The sequence below is a fragment of the Brevibacillus massiliensis genome (genome assembly GCF_000311785.1).
In the GTDB taxonomy this organism is placed as follows: domain Bacteria; phylum Bacillota; class Bacilli; order Brevibacillales; family Brevibacillaceae; genus Brevibacillus_C; species Brevibacillus_C massiliensis.
On the sequence record NZ_HE978539.1, the window covers coordinates 154,268 to 177,326 of the forward strand.

The 23,059-nt window shown below is 52.9% G+C and carries 22 protein-coding genes; 17 read left to right on the top strand and 5 right to left on the bottom strand.

All coding sequences use genetic code 11. The annotated features are described in order from the left end of the window. Positions 1 to 280 precede the first annotated feature (280 nt). The 3 genes from HGBM_RS11605 to HGBM_RS11615 are packed head-to-tail and all read left to right on the top strand — an operon-like array spanning position 281 to position 4,052. A complete protein-coding gene (locus tag HGBM_RS11605; RefSeq protein WP_019121273.1) occupies positions 281 to 982 on the top strand; it encodes an ABC transporter ATP-binding protein in 702 nt (233 codons plus the stop codon). A gap of 29 nt (positions 983 to 1,011) precedes the next feature. Continuing rightward, entirely contained in the window at positions 1,012 to 2,484 is a 1,473-nt protein-coding gene (locus HGBM_RS11610; protein WP_026074341.1) for an ABC transporter permease, read from the top strand. Positions 2,485 to 2,534: 50 nt separating this feature from the next. Continuing rightward, positions 2,535 to 4,052, top strand: coding sequence for an efflux RND transporter periplasmic adaptor subunit (locus tag HGBM_RS11615; RefSeq protein ID WP_019121275.1), 1,518 nt, complete (start codon positions 2,535 to 2,537; stop codon positions 4,050 to 4,052). An 81-nt stretch (positions 4,053 to 4,133) separates the two neighbouring features. Here HGBM_RS11615 and HGBM_RS11620 read toward each other — a convergent pair whose 3' ends face one another. From HGBM_RS11620 to HGBM_RS11630, 3 genes are all read right to left on the bottom strand, one after another. Then, a complete protein-coding gene (locus HGBM_RS11620; RefSeq protein ID WP_035286960.1) occupies positions 4,134 to 5,597 on the bottom strand; it encodes an aldehyde dehydrogenase family protein in 1,464 nt (487 codons plus the stop codon). A 202-nt stretch (positions 5,598 to 5,799) separates the two neighbouring features. Beyond that, positions 5,800 to 6,519: a YqjF family protein gene (locus tag HGBM_RS11625; RefSeq protein WP_019121277.1), complete on the bottom strand. Its 720-nt coding sequence runs from the start codon at positions 6,517 to 6,519 to the stop codon at positions 5,800 to 5,802. Positions 6,520 to 6,557: 38 nt separating this feature from the next. After that, a complete protein-coding gene (locus tag HGBM_RS11630; protein WP_035286964.1) occupies positions 6,558 to 8,063 on the bottom strand; it encodes an FMN-binding glutamate synthase family protein in 1,506 nt (501 codons plus the stop codon). Positions 8,064 to 8,286: 223 nt separating this feature from the next. Here HGBM_RS11630 and HGBM_RS11635 point away from each other — a divergent pair, with 223 nt between their 5' ends. The 5 genes from HGBM_RS11635 to HGBM_RS11655 are packed head-to-tail and all read left to right on the top strand — an operon-like array spanning position 8,287 to position 12,914. Next, positions 8,287 to 9,876: a spore germination protein gene (locus tag HGBM_RS11635; RefSeq protein ID WP_035286967.1), complete on the top strand. Its 1,590-nt coding sequence runs from the start codon at positions 8,287 to 8,289 to the stop codon at positions 9,874 to 9,876. A gap of 20 nt (positions 9,877 to 9,896) precedes the next feature. Continuing rightward, positions 9,897 to 11,099, top strand: a complete 1,203-nt coding sequence (locus tag HGBM_RS11640) for a Ger(x)C family spore germination protein (protein WP_019121280.1) — start codon at positions 9,897 to 9,899, stop codon at positions 11,097 to 11,099. 17 nt (positions 11,100 to 11,116) lie between these two features. Continuing rightward, positions 11,117 to 11,350 carry a hypothetical protein gene (locus tag HGBM_RS11645; protein WP_019121281.1) on the top strand — a complete coding sequence of 78 codons (234 nt, stop codon included), beginning with the start codon at positions 11,117 to 11,119 and terminating at the stop codon, positions 11,348 to 11,350. A 46-nt stretch (positions 11,351 to 11,396) separates the two neighbouring features. Then, a complete protein-coding gene (locus tag HGBM_RS27290) occupies positions 11,397 to 12,518 on the top strand; it encodes a GerAB/ArcD/ProY family transporter (protein WP_019121282.1) in 1,122 nt (373 codons plus the stop codon). 42 nt (positions 12,519 to 12,560) lie between these two features. Next, positions 12,561 to 12,914 carry a DUF488 domain-containing protein gene (locus HGBM_RS11655; protein ID WP_019121283.1) on the top strand — a complete coding sequence of 118 codons (354 nt, stop codon included), beginning with the start codon at positions 12,561 to 12,563 and terminating at the stop codon, positions 12,912 to 12,914. Here HGBM_RS11655 and HGBM_RS11660 read toward each other — a convergent pair. Beyond that, positions 12,911 to 13,735, bottom strand: coding sequence for an ABC transporter ATP-binding protein (locus tag HGBM_RS11660; protein WP_019121284.1), 825 nt, complete (start codon positions 13,733 to 13,735; stop codon positions 12,911 to 12,913). The two genes, HGBM_RS11655 and HGBM_RS11660, sit on opposite strands and share 4 nt — an antisense overlap. Positions 13,736 to 13,859: 124 nt before the next feature. On the opposite strand from HGBM_RS11660, the gene HGBM_RS11665 reads away from it, so the two are divergent. From HGBM_RS11665 to HGBM_RS11695, 7 genes are all read left to right on the top strand, one after another. After that, positions 13,860 to 14,933, top strand: coding sequence for an ABC transporter substrate-binding protein (locus tag HGBM_RS11665; protein ID WP_019121285.1), 1,074 nt, complete (start codon positions 13,860 to 13,862; stop codon positions 14,931 to 14,933). A gap of 29 nt (positions 14,934 to 14,962) precedes the next feature. Next, positions 14,963 to 15,889 (top strand): ABC transporter permease, encoded by a 927-nt coding sequence (locus HGBM_RS11670; RefSeq protein ID WP_019121286.1) that lies wholly within the window; start codon positions 14,963 to 14,965, stop codon positions 15,887 to 15,889. Beyond that, the gene (locus HGBM_RS11675) at positions 15,889 to 16,686 is read left to right on the top strand and encodes an ABC transporter ATP-binding protein (RefSeq protein WP_019121287.1); all 798 of its coding nucleotides are present in this window, start codon (positions 15,889 to 15,891) and stop codon (positions 16,684 to 16,686) included. The genes HGBM_RS11670 and HGBM_RS11675 overlap by 1 nt, the downstream gene beginning before the upstream one ends. A 439-nt stretch (positions 16,687 to 17,125) precedes the next feature. After that, on the top strand, positions 17,126 to 17,791 hold the full coding sequence (locus tag HGBM_RS11680; RefSeq protein ID WP_019121288.1) for a PspA/IM30 family protein: 666 nt from the start codon (positions 17,126 to 17,128) through the stop codon (positions 17,789 to 17,791). A 65-nt stretch (positions 17,792 to 17,856) separates the two neighbouring features. Beyond that, positions 17,857 to 18,261, top strand: a complete 405-nt coding sequence (locus HGBM_RS11685) for a DUF350 domain-containing protein (protein ID WP_019121289.1) — start codon at positions 17,857 to 17,859, stop codon at positions 18,259 to 18,261. A 22-nt stretch (positions 18,262 to 18,283) separates the two neighbouring features. Continuing rightward, the gene (locus HGBM_RS11690) at positions 18,284 to 18,790 is read left to right on the top strand and encodes a DUF4178 domain-containing protein (protein WP_019121290.1); all 507 of its coding nucleotides are present in this window, start codon (positions 18,284 to 18,286) and stop codon (positions 18,788 to 18,790) included. A 12-nt stretch (positions 18,791 to 18,802) separates the two neighbouring features. After that, the gene (locus HGBM_RS11695; RefSeq protein ID WP_019121291.1) at positions 18,803 to 19,585 is read left to right on the top strand and encodes a DUF4247 domain-containing protein; all 783 of its coding nucleotides are present in this window, start codon (positions 18,803 to 18,805) and stop codon (positions 19,583 to 19,585) included. Positions 19,586 to 19,838: 253 nt separating this feature from the next. On the opposite strand, the gene HGBM_RS11700 is transcribed toward HGBM_RS11695, so the two are convergent. Beyond that, entirely contained in the window at positions 19,839 to 20,606 is a 768-nt protein-coding gene (locus tag HGBM_RS11700; RefSeq protein ID WP_019121292.1) for a sulfite exporter TauE/SafE family protein, read from the bottom strand. 357 nt (positions 20,607 to 20,963) lie between these two features. On the opposite strand from HGBM_RS11700, the gene cyoE reads away from it, so the two are divergent. Both cyoE and HGBM_RS11710 read left to right on the top strand, forming a co-directional pair. Then, positions 20,964 to 21,929, top strand: a complete 966-nt coding sequence (gene cyoE / locus HGBM_RS11705; protein ID WP_019121293.1) for a heme o synthase — start codon at positions 20,964 to 20,966, stop codon at positions 21,927 to 21,929. An 88-nt stretch (positions 21,930 to 22,017) separates the two neighbouring features. Then, positions 22,018 to 22,977, top strand: a complete 960-nt coding sequence (locus tag HGBM_RS11710; RefSeq protein WP_019121294.1) for a COX15/CtaA family protein — start codon at positions 22,018 to 22,020, stop codon at positions 22,975 to 22,977. The last annotated feature ends 82 nt before the right edge of the window (positions 22,978 to 23,059 follow it).

Genomic DNA, 23,059 nt, shown 5'->3' on the forward strand with positions numbered 1-23,059 from the left:
TTTTTTTTGCCGCGGAAAAGAACCCATGCCTATATCTTCCTATCGGACTTCAAAATGAGGCTTTTTCACAGGATAAGATAGGATGACTTCCTGAGACAGCTTCCTTATCCTGCATGAAAAGCTTCCTATAAACAAGGACTCGACTACTTCTTCGAGAGGGCTTCAACCGAAGCTTTTCTTAATAGATATTGCAAAATCTTGTTACTTTTTGGAGGTTTGGCACGTCTATTCTATATGGAATGATACCAAATATTTTCAGCAAAAATTGAGGTGTGAACAAATGGCCAACGGAGTAGGCGAACTGGTGGTAAAAGGGGTGAACCACTCGTACGGGGCGGGAAAGTTACGGGTTCCGATTCTGTACGACATCCATTTGCACATTAAGAATGGAGAATTTGTGGCGCTGTGCGGTACGTCCGGGTCGGGGAAGTCAACCCTGCTCAGCTTGCTGGCCGGCTTGATGAAGCCGGAGGATGGACAGATTTTTGTCAACGGCGAGGAGATATCCCGCTACAGCGAAAACCAGTTATGCCAGTTTCGCCGCAGAAGCATGGGATTTGTCTTTCAATCGTTTAATCTGCTGCCCAATCTGACGGCACTGGAAAATGTCGAGCTGCCCTTGATATTCGCCGGTGAAAGCATTCGCAGCAGGCGGAAAAGAGCAAAAGAAATGCTGGAACTGGTCGGGTTGGGTGAGCGCATCACCCACAAGCCAAACGAATTGAGCGGTGGACAGCAGCAGCGGGTCAGCATCGCGCGGGCTCTGGTAAACGCTCCGGGAATCGTCCTGGCCGACGAGCCGACGGGTAACCTGGACAGTGCCACAGAAAAAGAGATCTTGCAATTGATGCGGCAGATGAACCGGGAACGGGGCACGACATATGTCATCGTCACACACGATCAGGAAGTGGCCCAACAGTCGGATCGCGTTATTTATATGCAGGACGGCAGAATTGTAGAAAAAGCAGAGAAGCCGGCGTGAGCTTACACGGGTAAATGGGGTGCTAGAGAGTGAAACTGCTTGATTCATTGCGAATAGTTTGGCGGAATCTGTGGCGCATGAAGCTGCGGACCGCTCTGACGTCGGTTGGCGTCATGATCGGGACGGCAGCGATTGTCGCGATGATTTCGCTTAGTCTGGGTTTAAAAGAGAATGCGGTAAAGAGCTTGGAGAACTGGGGAAGCCTCACGGAGATGGAGGTCGCTCCCAGCTACATGATGCCGGACCAGAAGACGATGAGGCCGCCTGACCAGATTAAGAAGCTGAATTCGACGGCAGTCCAGGAACTCAAGCAAGTGCCGGGAGTCAGCGCGGTCATGCCGACCAAGCAGTTGTACACCGACGTGACGTTAAAACTGGGCCGGCGCGAAGCCAACCTTCAACTGGTCGGAGTCGATGTGCAGGAGTCGAAGAATTACAAGAAAGAAGAGGTAGAGAAAGGAACGTATCTGGAAGGGCCGAAAAACGAGATTGTCGTCACGTATGAAGTGCCCCGGCAGATGCGGGATGTGGAGAAAGAGCGGCGGGAAGCACGCAAGCGCGGTGCGAATAACGAATCCTCCGGCGGACGGGGCTTTTTTCCGGGCCCTGGCGGAGGGGAAGGCGAGGGCCAAACGGTTGTCGACATGGTCGGCAAGTCTGCCACATTGGTATTGACCAGAGAGTACTACATCGATAACGAACCGAAATTCGAACGGAAAGAGGTTCGGGTCAGAGTCGTCGGCCAACTGAAAAAAGAAGACCGAGGAAGATGGTGGGGCGGCAACACCGCTTATGTGCCAATGTCCTTGATCAATGAACTGAATGAATGGGTCAACCAGGACGGCGGACGGGGCAGCTGGGGAATGTACGGGGATGATGAAGGCACCACCCGGATCAAGGACCGCAATCAAAAGAAAGAGATTGAATACGACACGATTACGGTGAAAGTGGCATCGCGCGAACAAGTGGAAGATACGGTCAAACGGATTCAAAACATCGGCTACGAGATTTACTCTCCTGCGGGCGCGCTTGAACAGATCAACCAATTCTTCTTCGTCGTGCAAATGATTCTGGGCGGGATTGCCGCCATCTCGCTGTTGGTCGCTTCTATCGGGATCGTCAATACGATGATCATGTCGATTTTGGAGCGGACGAAAGAGATCGGCATCATGAAGGTCATCGGCGCATCCGTCTACAACATACGCTGGCTGTTCCTGATGGAATCGGGATTTATCGGATTGTTCGGCGGTTTTGCCGGGTTGGGCATCGCCTTTGGAGCGGTTGAACTGTTGAACTACCTTGGCCAAAACAGCGACTTCCTCAACCAGTTTGGCGGCGGCGGCCCCATGCCGGACAGTGGGCCGACAAAATTGGCCATCATCCCCTTGTGGCTGTCCGGGTTTGCAATCGGGTTTTCCTTCTTGATCGGTCTCATGGCGGGGATTTTTCCGGCGTTCCGGGCTTCGCGCCTCAGTCCGATGCAGGCAATTCGCTCTGAATAGTCTTGTCGCATAACGAAGATATCAAGGTTGAAAATGGGGAGAAAAGAGAAATGAACAAGAAAAAGTGGATCATCATTTCAGCGATCGCGATTGTATTGGCAGGAGGCGGAGTGTTCGGCTGGAAGTATCTCAAATCCGGTGAGGCGGTGCAAGAGGAGCCGATGGGGCCGCCAGAGATGCCTACCATTGCGGTAGATGTGGGTGAAGTGAAGAAGACGATTTACGCTACCGGTACCGTTGAGGCAAAAGCGCGGGAAGAGGTAAATCCCGAGACAAGCGGAAAAGTGAAGGATGTGCTGGTAAAAGAAGGACAGCACGTGAAGAAAGGGGACGTGCTGTTTACGCTGGACAGTGATGACGCCGCCCTGGAACTGCAAAAACTGGAATTGAACTTGCAGCGGATCAACAAGGATTTGAAAGAAATCAAAGAGAAAAAAGACAAGATCGTCGCCGATAAAGCGGGTAGAGTAAAAGAGGTGTTGGTCAAAGAAGGCGATGAAGTCTCGAAGGAAACCATCATCGCGAAATTGACAAACCCCAACTATCTCAAAATAACAGGGAACTTCACGTCGTACGAGGTGGAGCACGTAAAAGTGGGGCAGAAAGCTAGAGTCTTCTTGTCCGGCCCGATGTTGTACATTGACGGAACAGTGACGAAGGTGGACCTGATCGGGAAGAAAGAAGACGGTTTTTCCGGAATGCATGAGATCGAAGTCCAGGTGAAAAAAGAAGGCTTCATGTACGCCAATGAAAAGGCTGTCATCGAACTGACCGGGACCGACGGGCTTCTCTTTACCAGTGTGGGTGAAGCGAAATTTGAATTGCCGGACGACATTGAAGTCACGGCCGGCACCAGCGGGAAAGTAGCCAAGGTCCTGATCAAAGAAGATGATGACGTCAAGGAAAACCAGACGCTGGTGACGATGGATGTCTCCGCTCAGGAAATGGAGCTGCAGGAAAAGGAGCTGGCGCTGAAAGAATCCCTGCTTTCACTGGAGCAAAAGAAGCGGGATCTGGAGAAGAGCCAAGTAACGGCGCCGATCAGCGGGGAAGTGACGAAGGTGAACGTCAAGGCCGGCGAAACGAAGAACTCGTCCGAACCGGCAGTCGTCGTGATGGATACCTCGGCCGTCTATTTTAAGGCGCATGTCGACGAGATCGATTTTCCGGCGATTCAGGTCGGGCAGACCGTTGATGTCTACATTACCGCCTTTGGCAACCAGCCTTTCCACGGCAAGGTAGTGGAACTGCCCAAAGAAGGCACCAAGCAGGATCGTTCCGTCCGCTTTGAAGTGAAGGTCGAATTGGAGAATAATGGGAAGTTGAGTCACGGCATGACGGGTGACTGTGATATCAACATCAGCCAAAAGGACAATGTCCCGCGCCTGCCGGTCAATGCCGTAGAGGTCATGGAAGAGGGAAAAGGCACCGTCATGGTCAAAGATCCGCAAACCGGGGAGCCGGTTCCAAAAGACGTGGAGATCGGCATCGAGGGTGCCGAGTATGTCGAGATCATCAGCGGGCTTTCACCCGGCGACGAAGTCATCATGATGGACGGACAGTTTTAATCAAATCTTGCTTTCCGAACGCCGTTATTCAATGCAGACACCCACGGTCTCAGACGGGGAGACCGTGGGTGTTTGTGCGCTTTAAGAACGTTTTTGGAACCAGCCGGTCGGGGCAACCTCCAGATTGACGTTGATCTGTTTGACCTCCAAGTACTCATCCAGCCCGTATGTGCCCAGTTCGCGGCCGATCCCGCTCTGCTTGTATCCGCCCCAGGGAGCTTCGTTGAATGTGGGGTGATAGGTGTTGATCCAGGTGATGCCAGCCCGCAATTTGCGGATGACGCGATGGGCTTTTGCCACATCGGAGGTGAATACAGCCCCGGCGAGCCCGTACTTCGTCCCGTTGGCCAGGCGGATCGCTTCCTCTTCTGTCCGGAAGGTCTGGATGACGAGGACAGGGCCAAAGATTTCTTCCTGAACGATTTTCATTTCGGGAGTCGTATCGGTGAAGATGGTAGGCTCTATAAAAAAGCCCTTGTCCAAGCCGTTTTCCGTCATTCTCCTGCCTCCGGTAAGGAGTGTTGCCCCTTCTTTTTTGCCTACTTCGATGTAGGAGAGGACGCGATTCATGTGTTCTTCGGAGATAAGCGGACCCATCTCGGTCGACTCGTCGGTGCCGGGACCTACGACGATTTGCTTGGCTCGGGCGACCAACTCGGGAACAAAGCGATCATACAGGCTCTCTTCGAGGATCAGCCGGGAACCCGCGGAGCAGACTTCGCCTTGATTGGCAAAAATAGCGTACAGGGCATAATCGACCGCTGTCTCGAAGTCGGCATCGGCAAATACGATATTCGGAGATTTTCCTCCCAGCTCAAGCCCCACTTTTTTCACCGTATCGGCAGCAGCCTTCATGATGGCGATACCGGTCTCCGTGCCGCCGGTAAATGCCACCATGTCCACCAGTGGATTTCGCGCCATTTCTGCCCCGACCGTCTCGCCTGCTCCCAGGACCAGATTGACGACTCCCGGAGGAAATCCGACGCGATCGATCAATTCGAACAGCTTGATCAAAGACAGCGGAGTCTGCTCGGCCGGCTTGATCACGACGGTACAGCCGGCAGCGATGGCAGGGGCGATTTTCTGTGTAGCCATGACCAGCGGATAATTCCAGGGAATGATTTGGCTGACGACCCCAACAGGTTCGCGAACGACCATCGCCTGTATCTGATCGGGGACGTCATACGTCTGGCCGTGCGGTTTGGTAGCCAGTCCGGCGAAATAGCGAAACTGATTGACGGCGTCGGATACATCGTAACGCGATTCGCGAAGCGGCTTGCCGTTGTTCAAGGTGTCCAACTGGGCAAATTCTTCTGCGTTCTCTTCCAGCAGATCCGCCAACCGATAGAGCAAAGCGGCGCGATTCCGAGCCTTGCTGTCGATCCAGCCGTCTTCGTCAAAGGCCCGTCTGGCTGCTTCGATGGCGGCGACCGCATCTGCGGTGGAGCCTTCCGCCACAGTCGCAATCACTTCGCCGGTAGCCGGGTTGATGACGTCCCTGGTCTCGTTCGTTGAACCGGGCACCCATTTGCCGTCAATATACATCTTTTGTGCTTCCACTGCGATTCACTCCTTCTCCATGTTTTCCCTGCTGTACTCCATAGTGATCGAATACACGATCAGCTCGATAACCTGTGTCTATCTCCCCCAAATATAAGAGAGTCAGGACTGAAAATTCAGTCTGATTAGAATATACCATATCGCAGCTGAAAAATGCCCAAAAGAAAGGCGGTTTTAGGCCGATTGGCTAACGCAAGGGATGAATGGGGCCGACCAGAGCATGCACTCCTTTGGAGTAATGCAGGAGAGCCGGCTTGCCGAGCGGAGTATCCAGCAGTCCATCGGCCAGGGTATTGCGGCCGATATGTGCTTCTGCAGCGTGCAGCTTCCACGGATCGTGATACACCTCGGCCCAGTAGACGCACTTGGTCCGGGGGTGCTTGCTGTACAGGACGTAACGCTCCATCAGCCAGTGCTCGATGGTACCTGCTTGTGCAGCAAAAGGAATGGAGGCAGGGCGGTAACAGCCGTCAAAGCATGTAGAAAAAGCGTCAGATGGCGTCCTTCTGCTGTGGACGATAATTTCCTGCCCATTTTGTCGAAAGGATATCTTCGCCTTGTGGTAGGGAAGGTGGTACCAAAGCTTGCCCATCTCTACGACCAGTGGATCGGAAGCGTCCAGCGTAATAAAAAAAATGCCGGGCCGACGGTGAGATTTTACATACGTTCTCAGGTTGATCTCCGGGAATGTTGAAAAATATGGTATTTCGGCGAACACTTTTAACCGGATCCCGCTCATGAGAAAAGGGATAATGCTGATCCACGCCTGTCCGTCAAACGTATCCACTTCCAATTCGTCGGGAACCAGTCTCCGAATGCAGTCAACCGAGACAGGCCAGTGCGCGAAGAGGAGGTGTTCCCAGGTTTGAGTCATGATCCATTTTTGATTGAAGGTAAATAAACCCATTTGAAACCAGCCCCCTGATATCGAATCGAGCTGTCTGCCTAGGATTGCTGTTTGGAGCTGCTTTGCACTTGCTTTCGCAGCGCAAGCCACTTTTTCGGTATTCCGGTGCCTTGGCGTTTGCGAGCGGCCTTGCTGTCCTGGCCGCTTCCGGTTGGTTGATGCGGCTCGTAAGCTAGCGGAATTTTTGTCACTTTGCTTGTCCATTCATCCAAGGCTGCCAGGTCGTCAGTGCCCACTTCTTGCAGCGAATGTTTGCCCATGGCGCGAATGGCAACCTTCATTTCCTCCACAAAAGAAATCAAAAAATTTTTCAAATAACCGGCAGCTTCGTCAACATCGAATTCGTCCTTCATGCTGCCGGGGTAAAACGCGAGCTGGGTCGGAGGTTCCCAGGGAATCGCTTTTGTGACCTGATCGTGAGTCATTGCCCACAGCAAAGATGTCCCCAGATAGATGCCATCGGCTCCCATCGCGAGTGCCTTCAGACACTCTCCAGGATTGGAGTAACCCCCTCCGGTCAAAAAGGTAATCTTGCCTTTCATCTGCCGCTTTTTAAGATATTGGGTCGCGCGAGCCAGAGCGTAGACGCTGGGCAGCCCAAAGTCGTCCTCCAGAATAGGCGCGCCGCCTTTCGTTCCCGCCTGGCTTCCGTCCAAGCTGATAAAATCGACTCCGGCCTGTATGGCGATTTCCAAATCCTCTTCCAATCTGTTGCTGGCACACATTTTTATCCCGATCGGCACACCGCCGGTAATGCTCCGCAGCCGGTCAACCAGGCGGCCAAGGTCCTCCGGCTGGTTGATCTCTTCGTGGCGCGAGGGGATTACAACTACTTCTTCATCCTCAACGTTCAGGATCTTGGCTGCCCTGCCCTGGATATACTCGCGGGGAATTATGCTCGCGGCGGCAACGGTCGCCCCTTGTCCGATGTGAATTTCGATCGCGTCGGCCTGCTTGAGAATTTCCGGTTCTTTCGACCAGTGAGCCGAGTTGTACTGCAAGATATAATACTTGGCATTTGCCCTGTCTTCCGGAAGAAACCCGCCCTCACCGGAATTGGTAGAGGTCCCGACAGCAGCCGTTCCTTTCGCAATCGCCACTTTTACTTTTTCGCTGACGCCGATTCCGTAGCCCATGGCGGCGGCCATGATCGGAATGTCCAGGCGCAGCGGTTTTTTGGCCGTGGGTCCGATCGTGATGCTCATGTCGACTTCGGCGTACTCGTGGGCCGGCATGACGGCCAACTGGGCGGGAGAGAACACCAGACCGTCCAGATTTAAAAATTTGCGCGGACTCCCGAACGGCCTTTCAATGATACCTCCGGAGGCTGCACGCAGACTGTTTTCGATGACGGCTCCGGGGCCTGTTCTCGTCACAGCGGTGACCACTTCCCAAATATTGGTTGAATAGCGGTCTGACATCAATCTTTTGGTGAAGATCCCGACGAGCCATTTGATAAAGGGACGGGCAAACAGAAAGGCCAAGCCCCCCGCTACCAGAATGGCGAAAAACGCACCTGTAAAGGAACCGGCGACAAACAGCATCCAGTTGATCTTGAACAAACCAAAGATCCCCCTTGTAAAGGATTATGAGGGATAAAGCAAATTAGCACCCTTTTCCAGTTTATTTTGCCGGCCTGGCGCCGGATGTATTCATATTGGATTAGAACACCGCAACGGCTATTCGGTGAATCAAATGAAGCCTGATTAGGAATGATAGCAGTAAAAAGTGACAAAAGAGGGTGGGAATGTGGGATTGCTGAAAAAAATGCTAAAACGAAAACAGAAGCCCTCTTCCGGATCGTCAGGGAGCATGCAGAACACGTCTGTACAAAACGCCCCTCTTCAGGCGGATCTGCAAGAGAACATAAATCAGATTCAGGAGGCTTTAGGATACTGCCCGGATATCATGGTTCGAAAGATTCTCATCAACAAAAGGCAGACGAGGGCGGCGATTGTTTTTACGGATGGCCTGATTGATGCAACTGCGGTTGAAAACTCAATCCTGAAGCCGCTGATGCTTGACTTTCCCGATAATTCCTCCGAGGAACCACCGCCTTCTGCGGCACAGGATCTGTTGGAGTTTATCCGCGAATCCGTGCTGACCGTCGGAGAACTGCAGGAGCTGACTGATTTAAAGGGGGCACTGGATGCCGTCCTGTCCGGAAATGTCGTTATCCTGGCAGATGGATATGCGCAGGGTTTTTCTGTTGACATGGCCGGCTGGGAGCAGCGCGGTGTGGATGAAGCCACGACCGAAACCGCGATCAGAGGGCCAAAAGAGGGCTTTGTAGAAGACATCCGCATCAATACAGTCCTGCTCCGCCGAAAAATCAAATCCCCCGCTCTTCGGTGGGAAACGAGGATAATCGGAAGAGTGACAAAAACGAATGTAGCCGTCATGTACATCAAGGGGATCGTGAATGAAAAGATTCTGGAAGAAGTGTTCTTGCGTCTGGACAGCATCGACATTGACGGAATCATGGACAGCGGATACATCGAAGAATTGATTCAGGACGAAACGTTTACCCCCTTTCCTACTGTGATCAATTCAGAGCGCCCTGACGTGGTAGCTGCTGCTTTGCTGGAAGGACGGATCGCCATTCTGGTGGACGGCACACCGTTTGTCTTGATGGTTCCCGCCCTGTTCATTCAATTTTTCCAGGCAGCGGAAGACTATTACCATCGATCAGATGTTACCAGTCTGATTCGTCTGGTTCGTTACCTCACGTTTTTTATTACCTTGCTCGGTCCGTCTTTTTACATTGCGATCACGACATTTCATCAGGAAATGCTGCCGACCCCGCTCTTGATCAGTCTGGCAGCACAGCGCGAAGGGGTGCCCTTTCCCGCCTTTGTCGAAGCATTCATCATGGAGGTGGCATTTGAAATCCTGTTCGAAGCAGGCATTCGACTGCCCAGGGCAGTAGGGCAAGCGGTCTCCATCGTGGGTACATTGGTGTTGGGGACGGCGGCAGTTGACGCGGGACTCGTTTCGGCCGCTATGGTGATCGTAGTCTCTCTCACTGCTATTTCCAGTTTTCTGGTTCCCCATTTCGAATTAAATATTGCTATAAGGATGATCCGTTTTGTCTATATGGCGCTTGCCGCTACCTTTGGTTTGTTCGGCATCATTGTCGGTCTGCTCGCTCTTGTGCTTCACATGTGCAGTCTGCGTTCTTTCGGTGTACCGTACATGACGCCCCTGGCCCCGTTTGTACCTTCTGCCCAAAAAGATACGTTCATTCGCGTTCCCCGTTGGAGAATGTACACCCGTCCTATCCTGCAAGCTGGACAAAATAAAGTGCGCCAGCAACCGCCGCAAAAGGCTAAACCAAAGCCGCCGGACAAACAATGACAGGTTAGAGGGGATAAGCGATGAAACGAAAGTTGATTTTGACGCTGGTTTTTGTCATGCTGCTGCCGCTTCTCGGCGGCTGCTGGAACCATCGCGAATTAAATCAGTTGGCCATAGCACTGGGATTGGGAATCGACAAGGTGGGGGATAAATACCGCCTCTCTGTTCAAGTCGTCGATCCGGAACAAGTAGCGGCAAAAAAAGGGGGCGCCGCCGCAGAGCGGACACCTGTGATCTTGTATTCGTTAACGGCAGACAGTGTTTTTGAAGCGGTGAGAAAAATGACGATCGCAAGTCCAAGACAGATATATCCGGCGCATCTTCGTATCCTGGTGTTCGGGGAATCAGCGGCGAGAGACGGGATAGGCAAAATCTTGGATGTAATATCCAGAAATTGGGAATTTCGAACTGACTTTTTTATCATCGTGGCGAAGGGGACGACGGCCTTTGATATCATGGACAGCCTGACGCAGTTGGAGAAAATACCGGCCATGAAATTGTTTTCTTCTTTGAGAACCTCCGACAAGATATGGGGGCCTACTACATCGGTAACGCTGGACAAACTGGTTACCCAATTGATAACGAAAGGGAAGGAACCGGTGCTGACCGGCATCCAATCATTTGGGGATCGGTCAATAGGGGGCACTTTGGAAAACGTGAAAAGGACGAAACCGGCTGAACGCCTGCGATACGGAGGGCTTGCGGTTTTTAAGAGAGATAAGTTGATCGGCTGGTTAAACCAACGGGATAGCTTAGGCTACGCCTATGTAAATGACATAATAAGAAGCACTCCCAATAGGGTTCCCTGTTCAAAAGGGAGGAACATCATGCTGGATGTGATCCGCTCAAAAACAAAAATGAAAGGGGATGTGGTCAACGGAAAGCCGCGAATCAAAGTGATGGTACGGCAGGAAGTAAATGTGGAGGAAGTCCACTGCAAGATTGACCTGATGAAACCAGAGACGATAAGCGAGTTGGAGAAAAAGGCAAACCAACACGTGAAAGCGTTGATCGAACATGCGGTGAAAACCGTACAGAAAAAGTACAAAGCCGATATCTTCGGATTTGGCGAGGAAATACATCGCAGCGACCCCAAAGCGTGGAAAAAGCTCAAGGATAACTGGGACGCAAAATTTGCCCAGCTTCCCGTGACAGTAGAGGTGGATACCAAGATCCGCCGTCTGGGCACCGTCGGCAATCCGCTCATCAAAGAAATCAAATAGAGGAAGGGGGCAACTGGATGTGGCAAATTTTCGGCATTTTGGCTGCAGCCATTGCGATTATTGGAATTGAGGTTCCGCGCTTGCGGCGGAAAGGGCTGGAAAAGGAACTGTGGGTCTTTTCCCTTCTGCTGTTCTTTGGGACTGGACTTGGCATTGCCAAGAGTCTGAACCTGCCGATTCCCAACCCCCTCGATTGGATCATTGCCGTCTACAAGCCGACAAGCGATGCTTTGACAAGATTTTTGGAGTGAGGATGGACCGATTACAAGACGGGAAAAATGGAGGCAAAGTAGGACAATGCTTGATAGAGAACGGATCGCTGCCCGTCAGTTTGCGATCATGACAATTCTGTACATCATCGGCAGCGCCATCCTGGTCATTCCGTCCCTGCTCGCTGCCAAGGCAAAGCAAGATGCCTGGATTGCCGCAATCGCAGCAGTCGGAATCGGCATGGCGTTCATCCCCTTGTACATTGCGTTGGGCAAGCGCTTCCCCGACAAGAATCTCGCCCAATACTGCGAGATCATACTCGGCAAGTGGCTGGGGAAAATAGCTTTTCTCTGCTTTTTAATCGGCTTTCCGTTTCTCATTGCCGCTCTTACACTGCGCAATATCGGCGATTTTTTAACAATTGGCATTTTGACGAGGACCCCGATACAAGTCATCATGATTATCGTTTTGGCAGCGGTCGCCTGGGGGGTAAAGCTGGGGCTCGAGCCGATCGCCCGCGCCGCAGAGATTTTCTTCCCATTTGTCATCTTGCTGCTGTTTTTGTTACTCTTGTTTGTCTCGCCATACCTTCAACTGAAGAATCTGGAGCCTTTTCTTGAAAACGGCATCGCTCCGGTACTCAAGGGGGCCTTTACGCTTGTCAGCTATCCGCTGCTCGAACCCGTTGTCTTGTTGATGATCTTTCCTCATGTCCCAAAACCGAAGGAAGCGGGGCAAGCACTGTGGAGAGGGGTACTGATCGGGGGGATGATACTATTCGCGGTGACGCTTTTTTCCGTATCCGTTCTCGGGGTGGACATCGTAAAAGGCCACAGCTTTCCCAGTTTTGAATTGGCAAAAAAAATAAACATCGGCGACTTCCTTCAGCGAATTGAAGCTTTGATGATGTTCATCTGGATCATTACGATCTTTTTCCGGCTGACGATCCTGGTCTACGTGATATCTGCGGGACTGGCCCAGACCTTCAATCTGAAGGATTATCGCATGCTCTCCTTGCCGCTTTGCGTTATTCTCACCGTAATGGCTCTCGTGATCGTGCCGAACAGCAGCTATCTGCTCGCTTTCAACCAAAAAATCTGGCCGCTGTACGTATACAATTTCGGCCTGTTTTTTCCCTTGCTGCTGTGGATCGCAGGAATTGTACGGAGAAAAGGAAAGTGCGCTGCGAGGAAGGATGAAACCGGTTGACGCAGAACCAATCCATAAGCGCGCGAAAAAAGGAGGGGTAGCGTGATTAGGTTAAAGCGAATATACGAACAGCCGGAACCCAGCGACGGACGGCGGATTCTCGTCGATCGGATCTGGCCGAGAGGCGTCTCCAAACAGGACGCCTGTCTCGACCAATGGATGAAGGAACTGGCCCCGAGCAGTGAACTCAGGAAATTGTTCTGCCACGATCCGGAGCGGTTTGACGAATTTGCCCACCGGTACCGGCAAGAGATCGACAGCGATGATACCCGCCGACAGCTTTTCTCCCAGTTGAAGGAGTGGTCCGCACACGAGGTGGTGACATTGGTCTACGCGGCGAAGGACCAAGAGCATAACCAGGCGGTTGTACTGCGGAATCTGCTGGAAGAATCCTAAGCCCTCTCCGGCTGCAGCAGGATGTTGATCCACAAGCGTCCGTCTTTTGTGTGGATGTCGACGGGGGCTTCGAAAAACGAAGTCAGATTGTCGCTGGTCAATACGTCGGCGGTTTTTCCGGCAGAGTAGATCTCTCCGCGGCGCAGGAGCAGCGTGTGGCTAAAAATTGGCAATATTTCCTCCGTGTGATGGGTCACGTAAAGCATTGTCGGCGCATCCGGTAGCCGGCCCAGCCGCTCAATCGACATCAGCAGCTGCTCGCGTGAGAAGAGATCCAGTCCGGTACAAGGTTCGTCCAGGATCAGCAGGCGAGGAGAAGTCATCAGCGCCCGGCCGATCAACACCTTTTGCTTTTCTCCCTGGGAAAGGGTTTGAAAGGGGCGCTCGGCCAGGCGGGCGCAGCCCAACTGATCGAGGATTTCCAGCGCGCGCTGGACATCTGCCTCCTGCGGCTGTTCGAACAATCCGATGCTGGCATACTTCCCGCTGAGGACAATCTCCTTGGCGCTCTCCCTGCGGTAGATCTTCTCCTGCAGGGACGAACTGACCCATCCGATCGCCTTTCGCAATTCGCGCAGGTCAACGCTGCCAAATGCTTGTCCCAATATGCTTACCTTGCCTGTCGTCGGCCAGATGTAGCCGTTGATGATATTCAGCAGCGTGGTTTTGCCGGAACCGTTCAGCCCGACGATGGCCCAGTGCTCGCCGGGCTTTACGCTCCAGTTGATGTTCTTCAGGATAGGTCTGCCTTCCCGTACCCAGGAGACGTCCTGTATGTCCACAGTCATGAGTTCTCCCGCCCTTCCATTGTCTTTTGTCATGTTTTTTTCTCATTATAACAGCCAGTCGGAAAAAATGTTATCAATAACCATTTAAAAAATGGGCTACTCATGATAAGATTCTGATAATGTAGAAACTGGTGTTTAAAAAAGGGGGAGCAGGTGGATGTTTGCGTCTCACAAGAAGAGAAATGCCATGATGGTTGTCTTTTTTGCCTTAATGCTTTTGTTCGTTACAGCGTGTGGGCAGCAAAGTACAGGCGCTCCGGAGCCGCAGCAGGGGCAAGAGGCCAATTCCGGCGGACAAGCGGAAGCTCCAAAGGAAGAAGCCAAGCCGGAGAAACCGCTGAAGATCGGCATTGTCCAGATTATTGAACACCCGGCGCTGGATGCGGCACGTGAAGGGTTTATCGCGGAGATGACCAAGCTGGGCTACGAAAAAGGCAAAGACGTGGTCTACGACATTAAGTCGGCGCAAGGAAACATGGATACGGCTATTTCGATTGCGCAGAAGTTTCAGGGCGACAATGTCGACATGATTTTCGCCATTGCCACACAGGCAGCACAGGCGTCGGCACAGGTGACGAAGGATATCCCCATCCTGTTTACGGCTGTGACTGATCCCGTGGCTGTCAACGTCGTTGCGTCGATGGATAAACCGGGCGGAAACGTGACGGGGACGACCGATATGAACCCGGTAGAGGAACAGCTTCAACTGATCAAGGAGATCAAGGCTGACGCGAAGAAAGTCGGCATTATTTACAGCGCTGGCGAAGTCAACTCCAAAGTGCAGGTCGATTTGGCAAAAACAGCCTCCAGCAAGTTGGGCCTGGAAATCGTTGAAGCTGCGATCTCCAACGTATCAGAGGTAAAGCAAGCGGCTGAATCGCTCGTCGGCAAGGTGGATGCGATCTACATCCCGACAGACAACGTGGTTGTCGCGTCGATCGCGGCTGTCTTGAAAGTGGCTGAGGCTCAGAAGATTCCGGTCATTGCCGGTGAAGAAAATACGGTGAAGAGCGGCGCCATCACCACTTACGGAATCGATTACGGCAAGCTGGGCGAGCAAACCGCCGACATGGCCGACAAGATCTTCAAAGGCCAGGCGAAACCCGCCGACATGCCGGTGGAAAAGCAGGCAGACATGAAGCTGATCATCAACAAGAAAGCGGCTGAACGCATGGGCGTCACCCTGCCGCAATCGCTCTTGGATCGCGCTCAGGAAGTCATTGAGCAGTAAGCTTACGGCTGCCTTTCAAGGAGGAAACTATGGGCTTCGCAATCAACGGTGCAATTGAACAAGGATTACTATATGCGATCATGGCCCTGGGTGTGTACATTTCCTTTCGCATCTTAAACTTTCCTGATCTGACTGTAGACGGCAGTTTTGCTCTCGGAGGTGCTGTAGCCGCCAAATTGATTTTGGACGGCTACAGCCCGTTTCTTGCCATGCTGGTTGCCCTGTTGGCGGGAGCGGTCGCAGGCTTCCTGACAGGTTTGATGAGCACGAAGGGAAAGATCAACGGTCTGCTCGCCGGGATTTTGTCGATGATCGGCCTTTGGTCGATCAATTTGCGAATCATGGGCGACAGTTCCAATCTTGCACTGCTTAGGGAAACGACGCTTGTTACCATGGTGGAGGATTTGCATGTTCCCGATCTCGTGATCGGCGGAGTCACCATCATCACCGGGGTAGCAATCGTCTTTTTGGTGGTCATACTCATCGTCAAGCTGCTGATCGACTGGTTTCTCCATACCGATCTCGGCCTTGACGTGCGGGCGACGGGGGACAACGCCACGATGATTCGCAGCTTTGGCGCCAATACGGACCGGACGACGATCATCGGCCTGGCCCTGTCGAATGCGCTGGTGGCTTGTTCGGGGGCATGGATCGCCCAGTACCAGGGGTTTGCCGACGTCGGGATGGGGGTCGGGATGATCGTCATCGGATTGGCTTCCGTCATCGTCGGCGAAGTGCTGTTCGGCCGGCCGACGATCATGCGGGCCACGCTGGCTGTCATCGGAGGCTCGCTCGTCTACCGGCTGGTCATCGCCTTTGCCTTGCGGGCCGGGTTGAAGACGTCCGATATGAAGCTGGTTACGGCGCTGATCGTGATCCTGGCGCTGACGCTGCCGAATCTGTTGAAGGGCGTCATCAAGAAAAGCAAGAATAACGGCAAAGGGGGAACAAGCTGATGCTGACAATCTCCCGGGTTCGTAAAGTGTTCAATGCCGGTACAGTCAACGAGAAGATAGCTTTGCATGAGATCAATCTCCACCTTGCTCCCGGGGATTTCGTCACGGTGATCGGAAGCAACGGGGCCGGGAAGTCGACCGTGATGAACGTCATTTCCGGCGGCATCATTCCGGATCAGGGGACGATCACAATCGACGGGAAAGATGTGACCAAGCTGGGCGAGCACCAGCGGGCCGTCTATGTCGGCCGCGTCTTTCAGGACCCGATGGCGGGGACTGCCCCCAATATGACGATCGAGGAAAATCTGGCGATCGCATGCGCCCGCGGGAAGCGGCGCACCCTGGCGTTTGGCGTCAACAACAAGAAGCGGGAGCTGTTTCGCGAACACTTGCGGTCGTTGGGACAAGGTCTGGAAGATCGCCTGAAGACAAAAGTGGGCTTTCTGTCCGGCGGTCAAAGACAGGCTCTCAGTCTGTTGATGGCCACCTTTACCAAACCCAAAATCCTGCTGCTTGACGAGCACACCGCCGCGCTCGACCCGAAACGGGCCCAGCTCATCGTCGATTTGACCCGTCAGGTCGTAGAGCAGAACAACCTGACGACCCTGATGGTGACGCACAATATGGAGCAGGCGCTGAACATGGGCAACAGGCTCCTGATGCTGCACGAGGGACGCATCATCCTGGACATCCCGGAAGAAAAGAAACGAAAAATGACAACCAAGGATTTGCTCCGCGCCTTCGAAGAAGCCAGAGGCGGAGAGGCGTTTGCGGAGGATCGCTACATGCTGACGTAAAAGGGGAGGACTACCGGTCCTTCTCTTTTTATTGAACAAGAGGTTTTCGAAATCGGGGGCTGTAGAAAAAAGCTGCGAGGAGACCGAGAAAAATGGAGCGAGCGCAGGCCTTGGCAAGGCCTATCAGTCGGAGCGGAAAAAAGCGGCACACGCTTGTCGACCAATTACTTCACCGAGATACTACCGTCCGTAGGTCGGCATTTGGTCGACGTGCCGTTTTTTGTAGTGGAGACGGCCAGTCCAGCTTCCCCGCTGGCGTGCCACGAACGAAGCGAGCCCATTTTTCTCGGTCTCCCCGGACTATGTTCTCCAAAGTAAAAGCCTCCCCCTAATTTCCAGTCCAAAAATGAAACTTCTGTTCCGGTAAAATCGTAATACATTGGTAAGAAAACTGTACTGCAAACTGGTACGTAAAAATATTTTGAGGAGGCTCGTTACCATGTCTATCTTTAAACGTTTGCGTGACCTCACTTTAGCCAATGTCTACGCGTTGATCGAAAAGGCGGAAGACCCCGTCAAGATGACCGATCAGTATTTGCGGGACATGCAGGAAGATTTGGATGAAGCGGAAAAAGCGGTAGCGGCACAAATTGCCTTGGAGAAAAAATTCAAGCTGTTGTACGAAGAGCAGGAAGCGCTTGTCAAAAAGCGGGATGAACAGGCCCACGTGGCGGCACAGGCAAAAAATGTCGACCTGGCTCGGCGGGCGCTGGAAGAGAAGAAAGCTGCCCAGCAGAAAGCCGAAGAGTACAAGGCGAGCTGGGAGCAATACAAGGCAACGGCGGACAATCTGCGAGCCAAGCTGGAAGATATGCGCAAACAGATTACCGATCTGAAGAACAAGCGGGAAACACTGGTCGCAAGGGCCAATGCGGCGAAAGCCCAAACGAACATCAACAGGGCGATGTCCGGCATGAATTCGGATTCGGCACTTGCCGGTTTGAAACGCATGGAGGACAAAGTGCTTGAGATGGAATCCCGGGCGGAAGCCAGCGGCGAAATCTACAAAAAAGAAAAATCGCTTGATGAAGAGATTGCCGCTCTCAGCAAGGATCAACAAGTTGAGGAAGAACTGGCCCAATTGTTGAAAAAGTACGAGGGGTAAGCCGCACGGGCGGTTCCCCTTTTCTTTTCTTCAAGCGAGCGATACGGAGTGCGGAGGTGTAGTGTGTGGATTGGCAGAATGTGGTAGGTATGCTCATTTGGACGGCTGCGAGCGCGGTGCTTTTAGTCGTGCTCATGTGGCTGGATTCCTTTTTCACCAAGTACAATGACATGGCGGAAATCAAGCAGGGAAATGTCGCCGTTACGACCCGGTTCGTGATGAAGCTGTTCTCCCAAGGGTATATCTTGTCCCAGTCAATCATCAAGTCCAACGACCTGCTGCATGCGCTGCAGGCGTCAGTCATTTCCTTTGTGATTCTCGTCATTATCGAATGGATTGTACGATTGTTTTTAAGGAAAGCGGCTGATCTGAATTTGGACCAGGGGACGAAGCAGGGCAAGGTGGCACATGCATTGGTGGCTGGCTCCCTCCACGTGGTCGGTGCTTTGATCCTGGGCGCATGCCTGTAACACGAAACGAGAAGGTGAGTAGATGAGTCTGTTTCGGCGAGTAAAAAATCTCTTTGCAAAACCAGAACCGCCCCAGGCAGAAAAAAGCCCCTTGCTCCTTGGTCCGGGGGATGTCGTGGAAGTGTCCCTGGTAACCTATCAAGTGACGGGAAGAACCCGCAATGCCCAGCGCAACGCGGTTCTGCTGACACTTCAGGACGGCCGCGACGTGCGCTATCTGCACATCGAGGAGCGGGAGAGAATCACCTATGCCTTGTACAGCCCAATCGACGGCCGCCTGGATTCGTTTGATGAAGTGCCGACTACCATTGAGCTGGAGGACACGAACTACTACCTGGAGGAACAGTACAACGGCGAAGTACGGGTCCTTGGCAAGACGCCTTTCGGATTGGACGGCGAACAATACGTCTGGCAGTACCAATCGGATGATCGCAAGCTGCTGCGGATTGAATGGCAGGACGGGCGGTTTATGCTGTACGAAGGAGAAGCGGTCATTGCGGCGGACGTGAAGATCTTACATGGTGCATAAGGGGGTGGGCGGATGCAGCAGCGGCTGTACCAGTTGATAAAAATGGGCTTGGCGGTTATCGTCCTGGCTACGATCTTCGCAGGCCATAGCGGTTCATCTGTGAGCATGGCGTACCCCTTGGAATCCGTTTCCGAACAGGGACAACAGGTTTCCCGCGTGTACCGCGCTGCGGGGGAGACAGTGCCCGAAGTCGCGAAAAAACTGGCCGATCAGCGAAAGCCTGCCGAGATCTCAGAGGAAGATCCTGAGCGGATGTTCCTGGTGTACCCCGATGAACTGTACCATCTCCAGCGCGATCCCGAGAACCCGGATGACACGCTGATCGAGGTGGATAACAAGGAGTTTGTCCAAAGCAACTACAGTTCTTCCTTCCTGGAAGGGTATCTTGTCGCCAGCGTTATCAACAGCCTGATGGATTCCCTTGGCGGCGATCACGGGACGTATCGCGGATACAGCCACAAGGACGTGAACAGCCCCAGCTACCACACGCCGACGAACGCGGAAAAAAAACAGGCACCGCCGCTGACGGTGGAGGGGAAAGGGTCGATTTTGAAGCGCGGGAGTGACTCGTCTCGCGCGGGCACATCGATTGGTTCAGACGAAAGCATTTTCAAGAAGAAATCTCCTGCTGCCTCGTCCGGAGGCGTCGGAACCATAACAAGGTCAAGCGGCAGCAGCGGCTCCTCGTTGGACACCGAGGTCACGCCGAAAAAGAGCAAATGGTTCTCCCCTCCGCGCAACAACTCTCCCCCGAAGACCAAAGTGGGCGGTTTTGGACGGATAAAAAGAAGATAGGCCTTGGCGGTTGATTCGCCAAGGCCTTAATGGCGTAAAGCAAATGCGGCTGGGGCATTCACTGAAGCCGGGAGAATCGCCATTTACGGGCTAGAGACCCGCGAGTATCAAAGCTTCCTCGAAAATGAAGGCGGCAAATTGACGGTGATTGCCGCGATGCGAAACAACCGCTCCCGGACGTAACAGGATGCAGGCTTGCCCGCAATGCGACGATCAGCTTCCTTCGCTGCCCATCTTGTGCCGCAGAGGCATTTCAGATTAACTTGAGTCCGCTGATCAGGATGATCATGGAGATGGTGTACTGCAGGAAACGGGTGGGGACACGGGTGGACAGGATGCTGCCGATAAAGACGCCGGGTACGGAACCGAACAACAGCTGCAGGACAATGGGGTAGTCGACCGTTCCGAAGCTGGCATGGGCGAGGCCGGCGGCAGTCACCAGGAAGAAAGCGTGGGCGATGTCCGTTCCGACGACTTCTTTTCCCTGCAGGTTAAAGAAATACATCAAGGCGAGGGCGAAAAGGGAGCCGCTGCCAATGGAAGTGAGTCCGACGATGAAACCGAGCACTGCACCGGTGGAGATGGTTAAGGTCCGCTTCTCTTTCAGTCCGCAAAGCTGCCAGCGGTTGGGGCGGGGTTCGCGTTTATGTAGGACCGTTTTTGCGATCATTGCGATTGGGATGAGTATCAGGGCAAACCCGAGGACTTTCTTGATCAGCGTATCCGCTCCGCCGAAGGTGTGTTCGACCCACTGAATGAGATTGACGGCGACGACGGCGCTCGGCACGCTGCCGATGGCAAAGTACAGGGCGATCTGCCAATGAACGGTCCGCTGCCGCCAGTGCTGGATCGCTCCAAAAATTTTCGTGATGGAATTGTAGACCAGGTCTGTACCGACGGCGATGGTTGGTTGAATGCCCAACATGATCAAAATAGGCGTTAGCAAGGCTGCTCCTCCGACACCGGTAAGGCCGACCAAAAAACCGACAAACAGGCCGATCGCAATCAGGCTAAAGTCCATGTGCGTTTTCTTCCTCTTTTCCCAGATAGCGTGAGTATAGGCAAACTCCCTACAAACTAATATCAGGGTATGGCGCAAGGGGATGACTGGTGAAGTGGAGCGGCAAAATAGGCATTTGTCCAAATCACATCTGTTGAAAAATCGTCAAGAATCATCCTGTTTTTAAGACTGTGCATTTGGTAAAGTTACCGTAGTGCAATCTTTCTACAAATAGAGGAAAAGGTATTCGGTTGACTCGTCTCACTCGGTTTCGTTACAATTATATACGGTATTTTTTTAGCTGGCAGGGAATGCTTCGAGTAACAGGTGTTTACAGATGAGTTGAAGGATATTATCAGGACAAGGAGGGCAATCGCTGTGGAACAACAGTTTGTGGTGAAGGAATCGGACGGCCAACTCCTCGAGACAGATTCCCATCCGCAGGCAGAATCAGTGCAACCCGCAACATGGAGTGACTATCTGCATCTGACTAAGCCGGGGATCACCTTATCAAATCTGATGACGACGTTTACCGGCTTTTGGTTGGCAGTTTCAAGTACAAACCCTGAATGGACCACATTGGAATTCGTTCACAAGGGTTTTCTTACATTGCTGGGCACGGCGCTCGTAATCGCGTCAGGGGCCGCACTTAACAACTACTATGATCGTGAACTCGACGCAAAAATGAAGCGTACGAAGAACCGGGCTGTAGCGTCAGGACGGATTCATCCCCGTTATGCCATTACGATTGGAGTAGCGCTTCTGCTCGTTGGACTCTTGACTTTGATGTACGTAAACCCATTGACGGCAGTATTTGGCTTGATTGGACACATTCTCTACGTCCTGGTTTACACTCCGTTGAAACGGGTGACGACGTTGAATACCGTCATAGGCGGTCTATCTGGAGCGGTGCCGCCGGTCATCGGTTGGGTAGCCGTATCCAACAGCCTCGATATGGGGGCTTGGATCCTGTTCTTGATTTTGTTCCTGTGGCAGCCGCCGCACTTCCTGGCGTTGGCGATGCTGAAAGCGGAGGAATACCGCGCCGGGGGAATCCCGATGCTCCCCGTGGTGAAAGGCTTTGCCGAGACGAAACGGCAGATGTTCAACTACGCTGCGGCATTGCTGCCTGCTTCGCTGCTGTTGATGCTGTACGCAAACGTGGGTTACATCTACCTGGTTGCTGCCATGGCGCTCGGCGGTGTTTACCTCTGGCTGTCGGTGAAAGGATTCTCTGTCAAGGAAGAGGATGACCTCGTCTGGGCGAGAAAAATGTTCGGTTTTTCCCTGCTGTATTTGACCGCGATTTGCGCGGCTGTCATGATCAGTTCGATTCAATTCTAGCGAATACCGCGTATACCCAAGGAACATCTCTTGTACTACGGGGGGTGTTTCTTTTATGTGACATCACGCAGGAAAAGAGGTGCTGACAATGGATAAGTGGCTGAGACGGGTAGGCATTGCTGCGACGATCGTGATGTTCCTGGTGATGATCGGCGGATCATTGGTGACGAAGACCGGTTCCGCATTGGGGTGCGGCAACGATTGGCCGCTGTGCAACGGCAAATTTGTCCCGGAGTATACGTTGGAATCGATCGTTGAGTACATGCATCGGCTGGTAACCGGACTTGCCGGAATCGTCGTCCTGGTGTTTGTGATCATGGCCTGGCGGCGCTATCCGCGCAGCAGGCAAGTACGGGCGCTGTCCGTGTTTGCGGGATTTTTTCTGATCGTCGAATCCCTGCTTGGCGCATCTGCCGTGATGTGGCCTCAGTCGCCTCCGGTGATGGCGCTTCACTTCGGCTTGTCGCTGTTGGCATTTGCCGGAGTGTTCCTGTTGATGTTGTTCGTCCTGCAGCGGGAGAAGGAAGAGAGCCTCGTCTCGCAGCCGGTTTCCGCGGGATTTCGCCGCTACGTTTGGGCGGTAACGATCTACGCTTACGGAGTCGTCTACATTGGGGCTTACGTCCGCCATACCAATGCCAGCTTGGCCTGTCCGGACTGGCCGCTGTGCCGGGGAAGTCTCATTCCCGAACTGTCGGGGCTGGTAGCCGTCCAATTTTTCCATCGCGTCTGTGCTGCCATTCTATTTTTCCTTATATTGGTAATTGCTGTATATGCGGTCCGTCATTACAAAGTAAAAAGGCGCGATGTTTACAAGGCCAGCATTCTGGCGCTCATCCTGGTCGGCATACAGGTATTGAGCGGGGGCTGGGTGGTATATTCACGATTGATCATCTACGCTACCTTGTTCCACTCGGCGGTCATTACCTGTTTGTTCGGGGTGCTGTGCTACCTCTGTCTGCAGGCGCTCAAGCAGCCTCAAGACAGCAAACAGGAAAAGTCGCTGATCGAGCCCAATCCTTCGGCCGTTACCTGGCAAAAAGTATAATCCAAAACCAGCACTGTACAGACAGGTGCTGGTTTTTTGCACTTCTGTTACAATAAAGGCAAAAGGCAAACACGTGATCGAT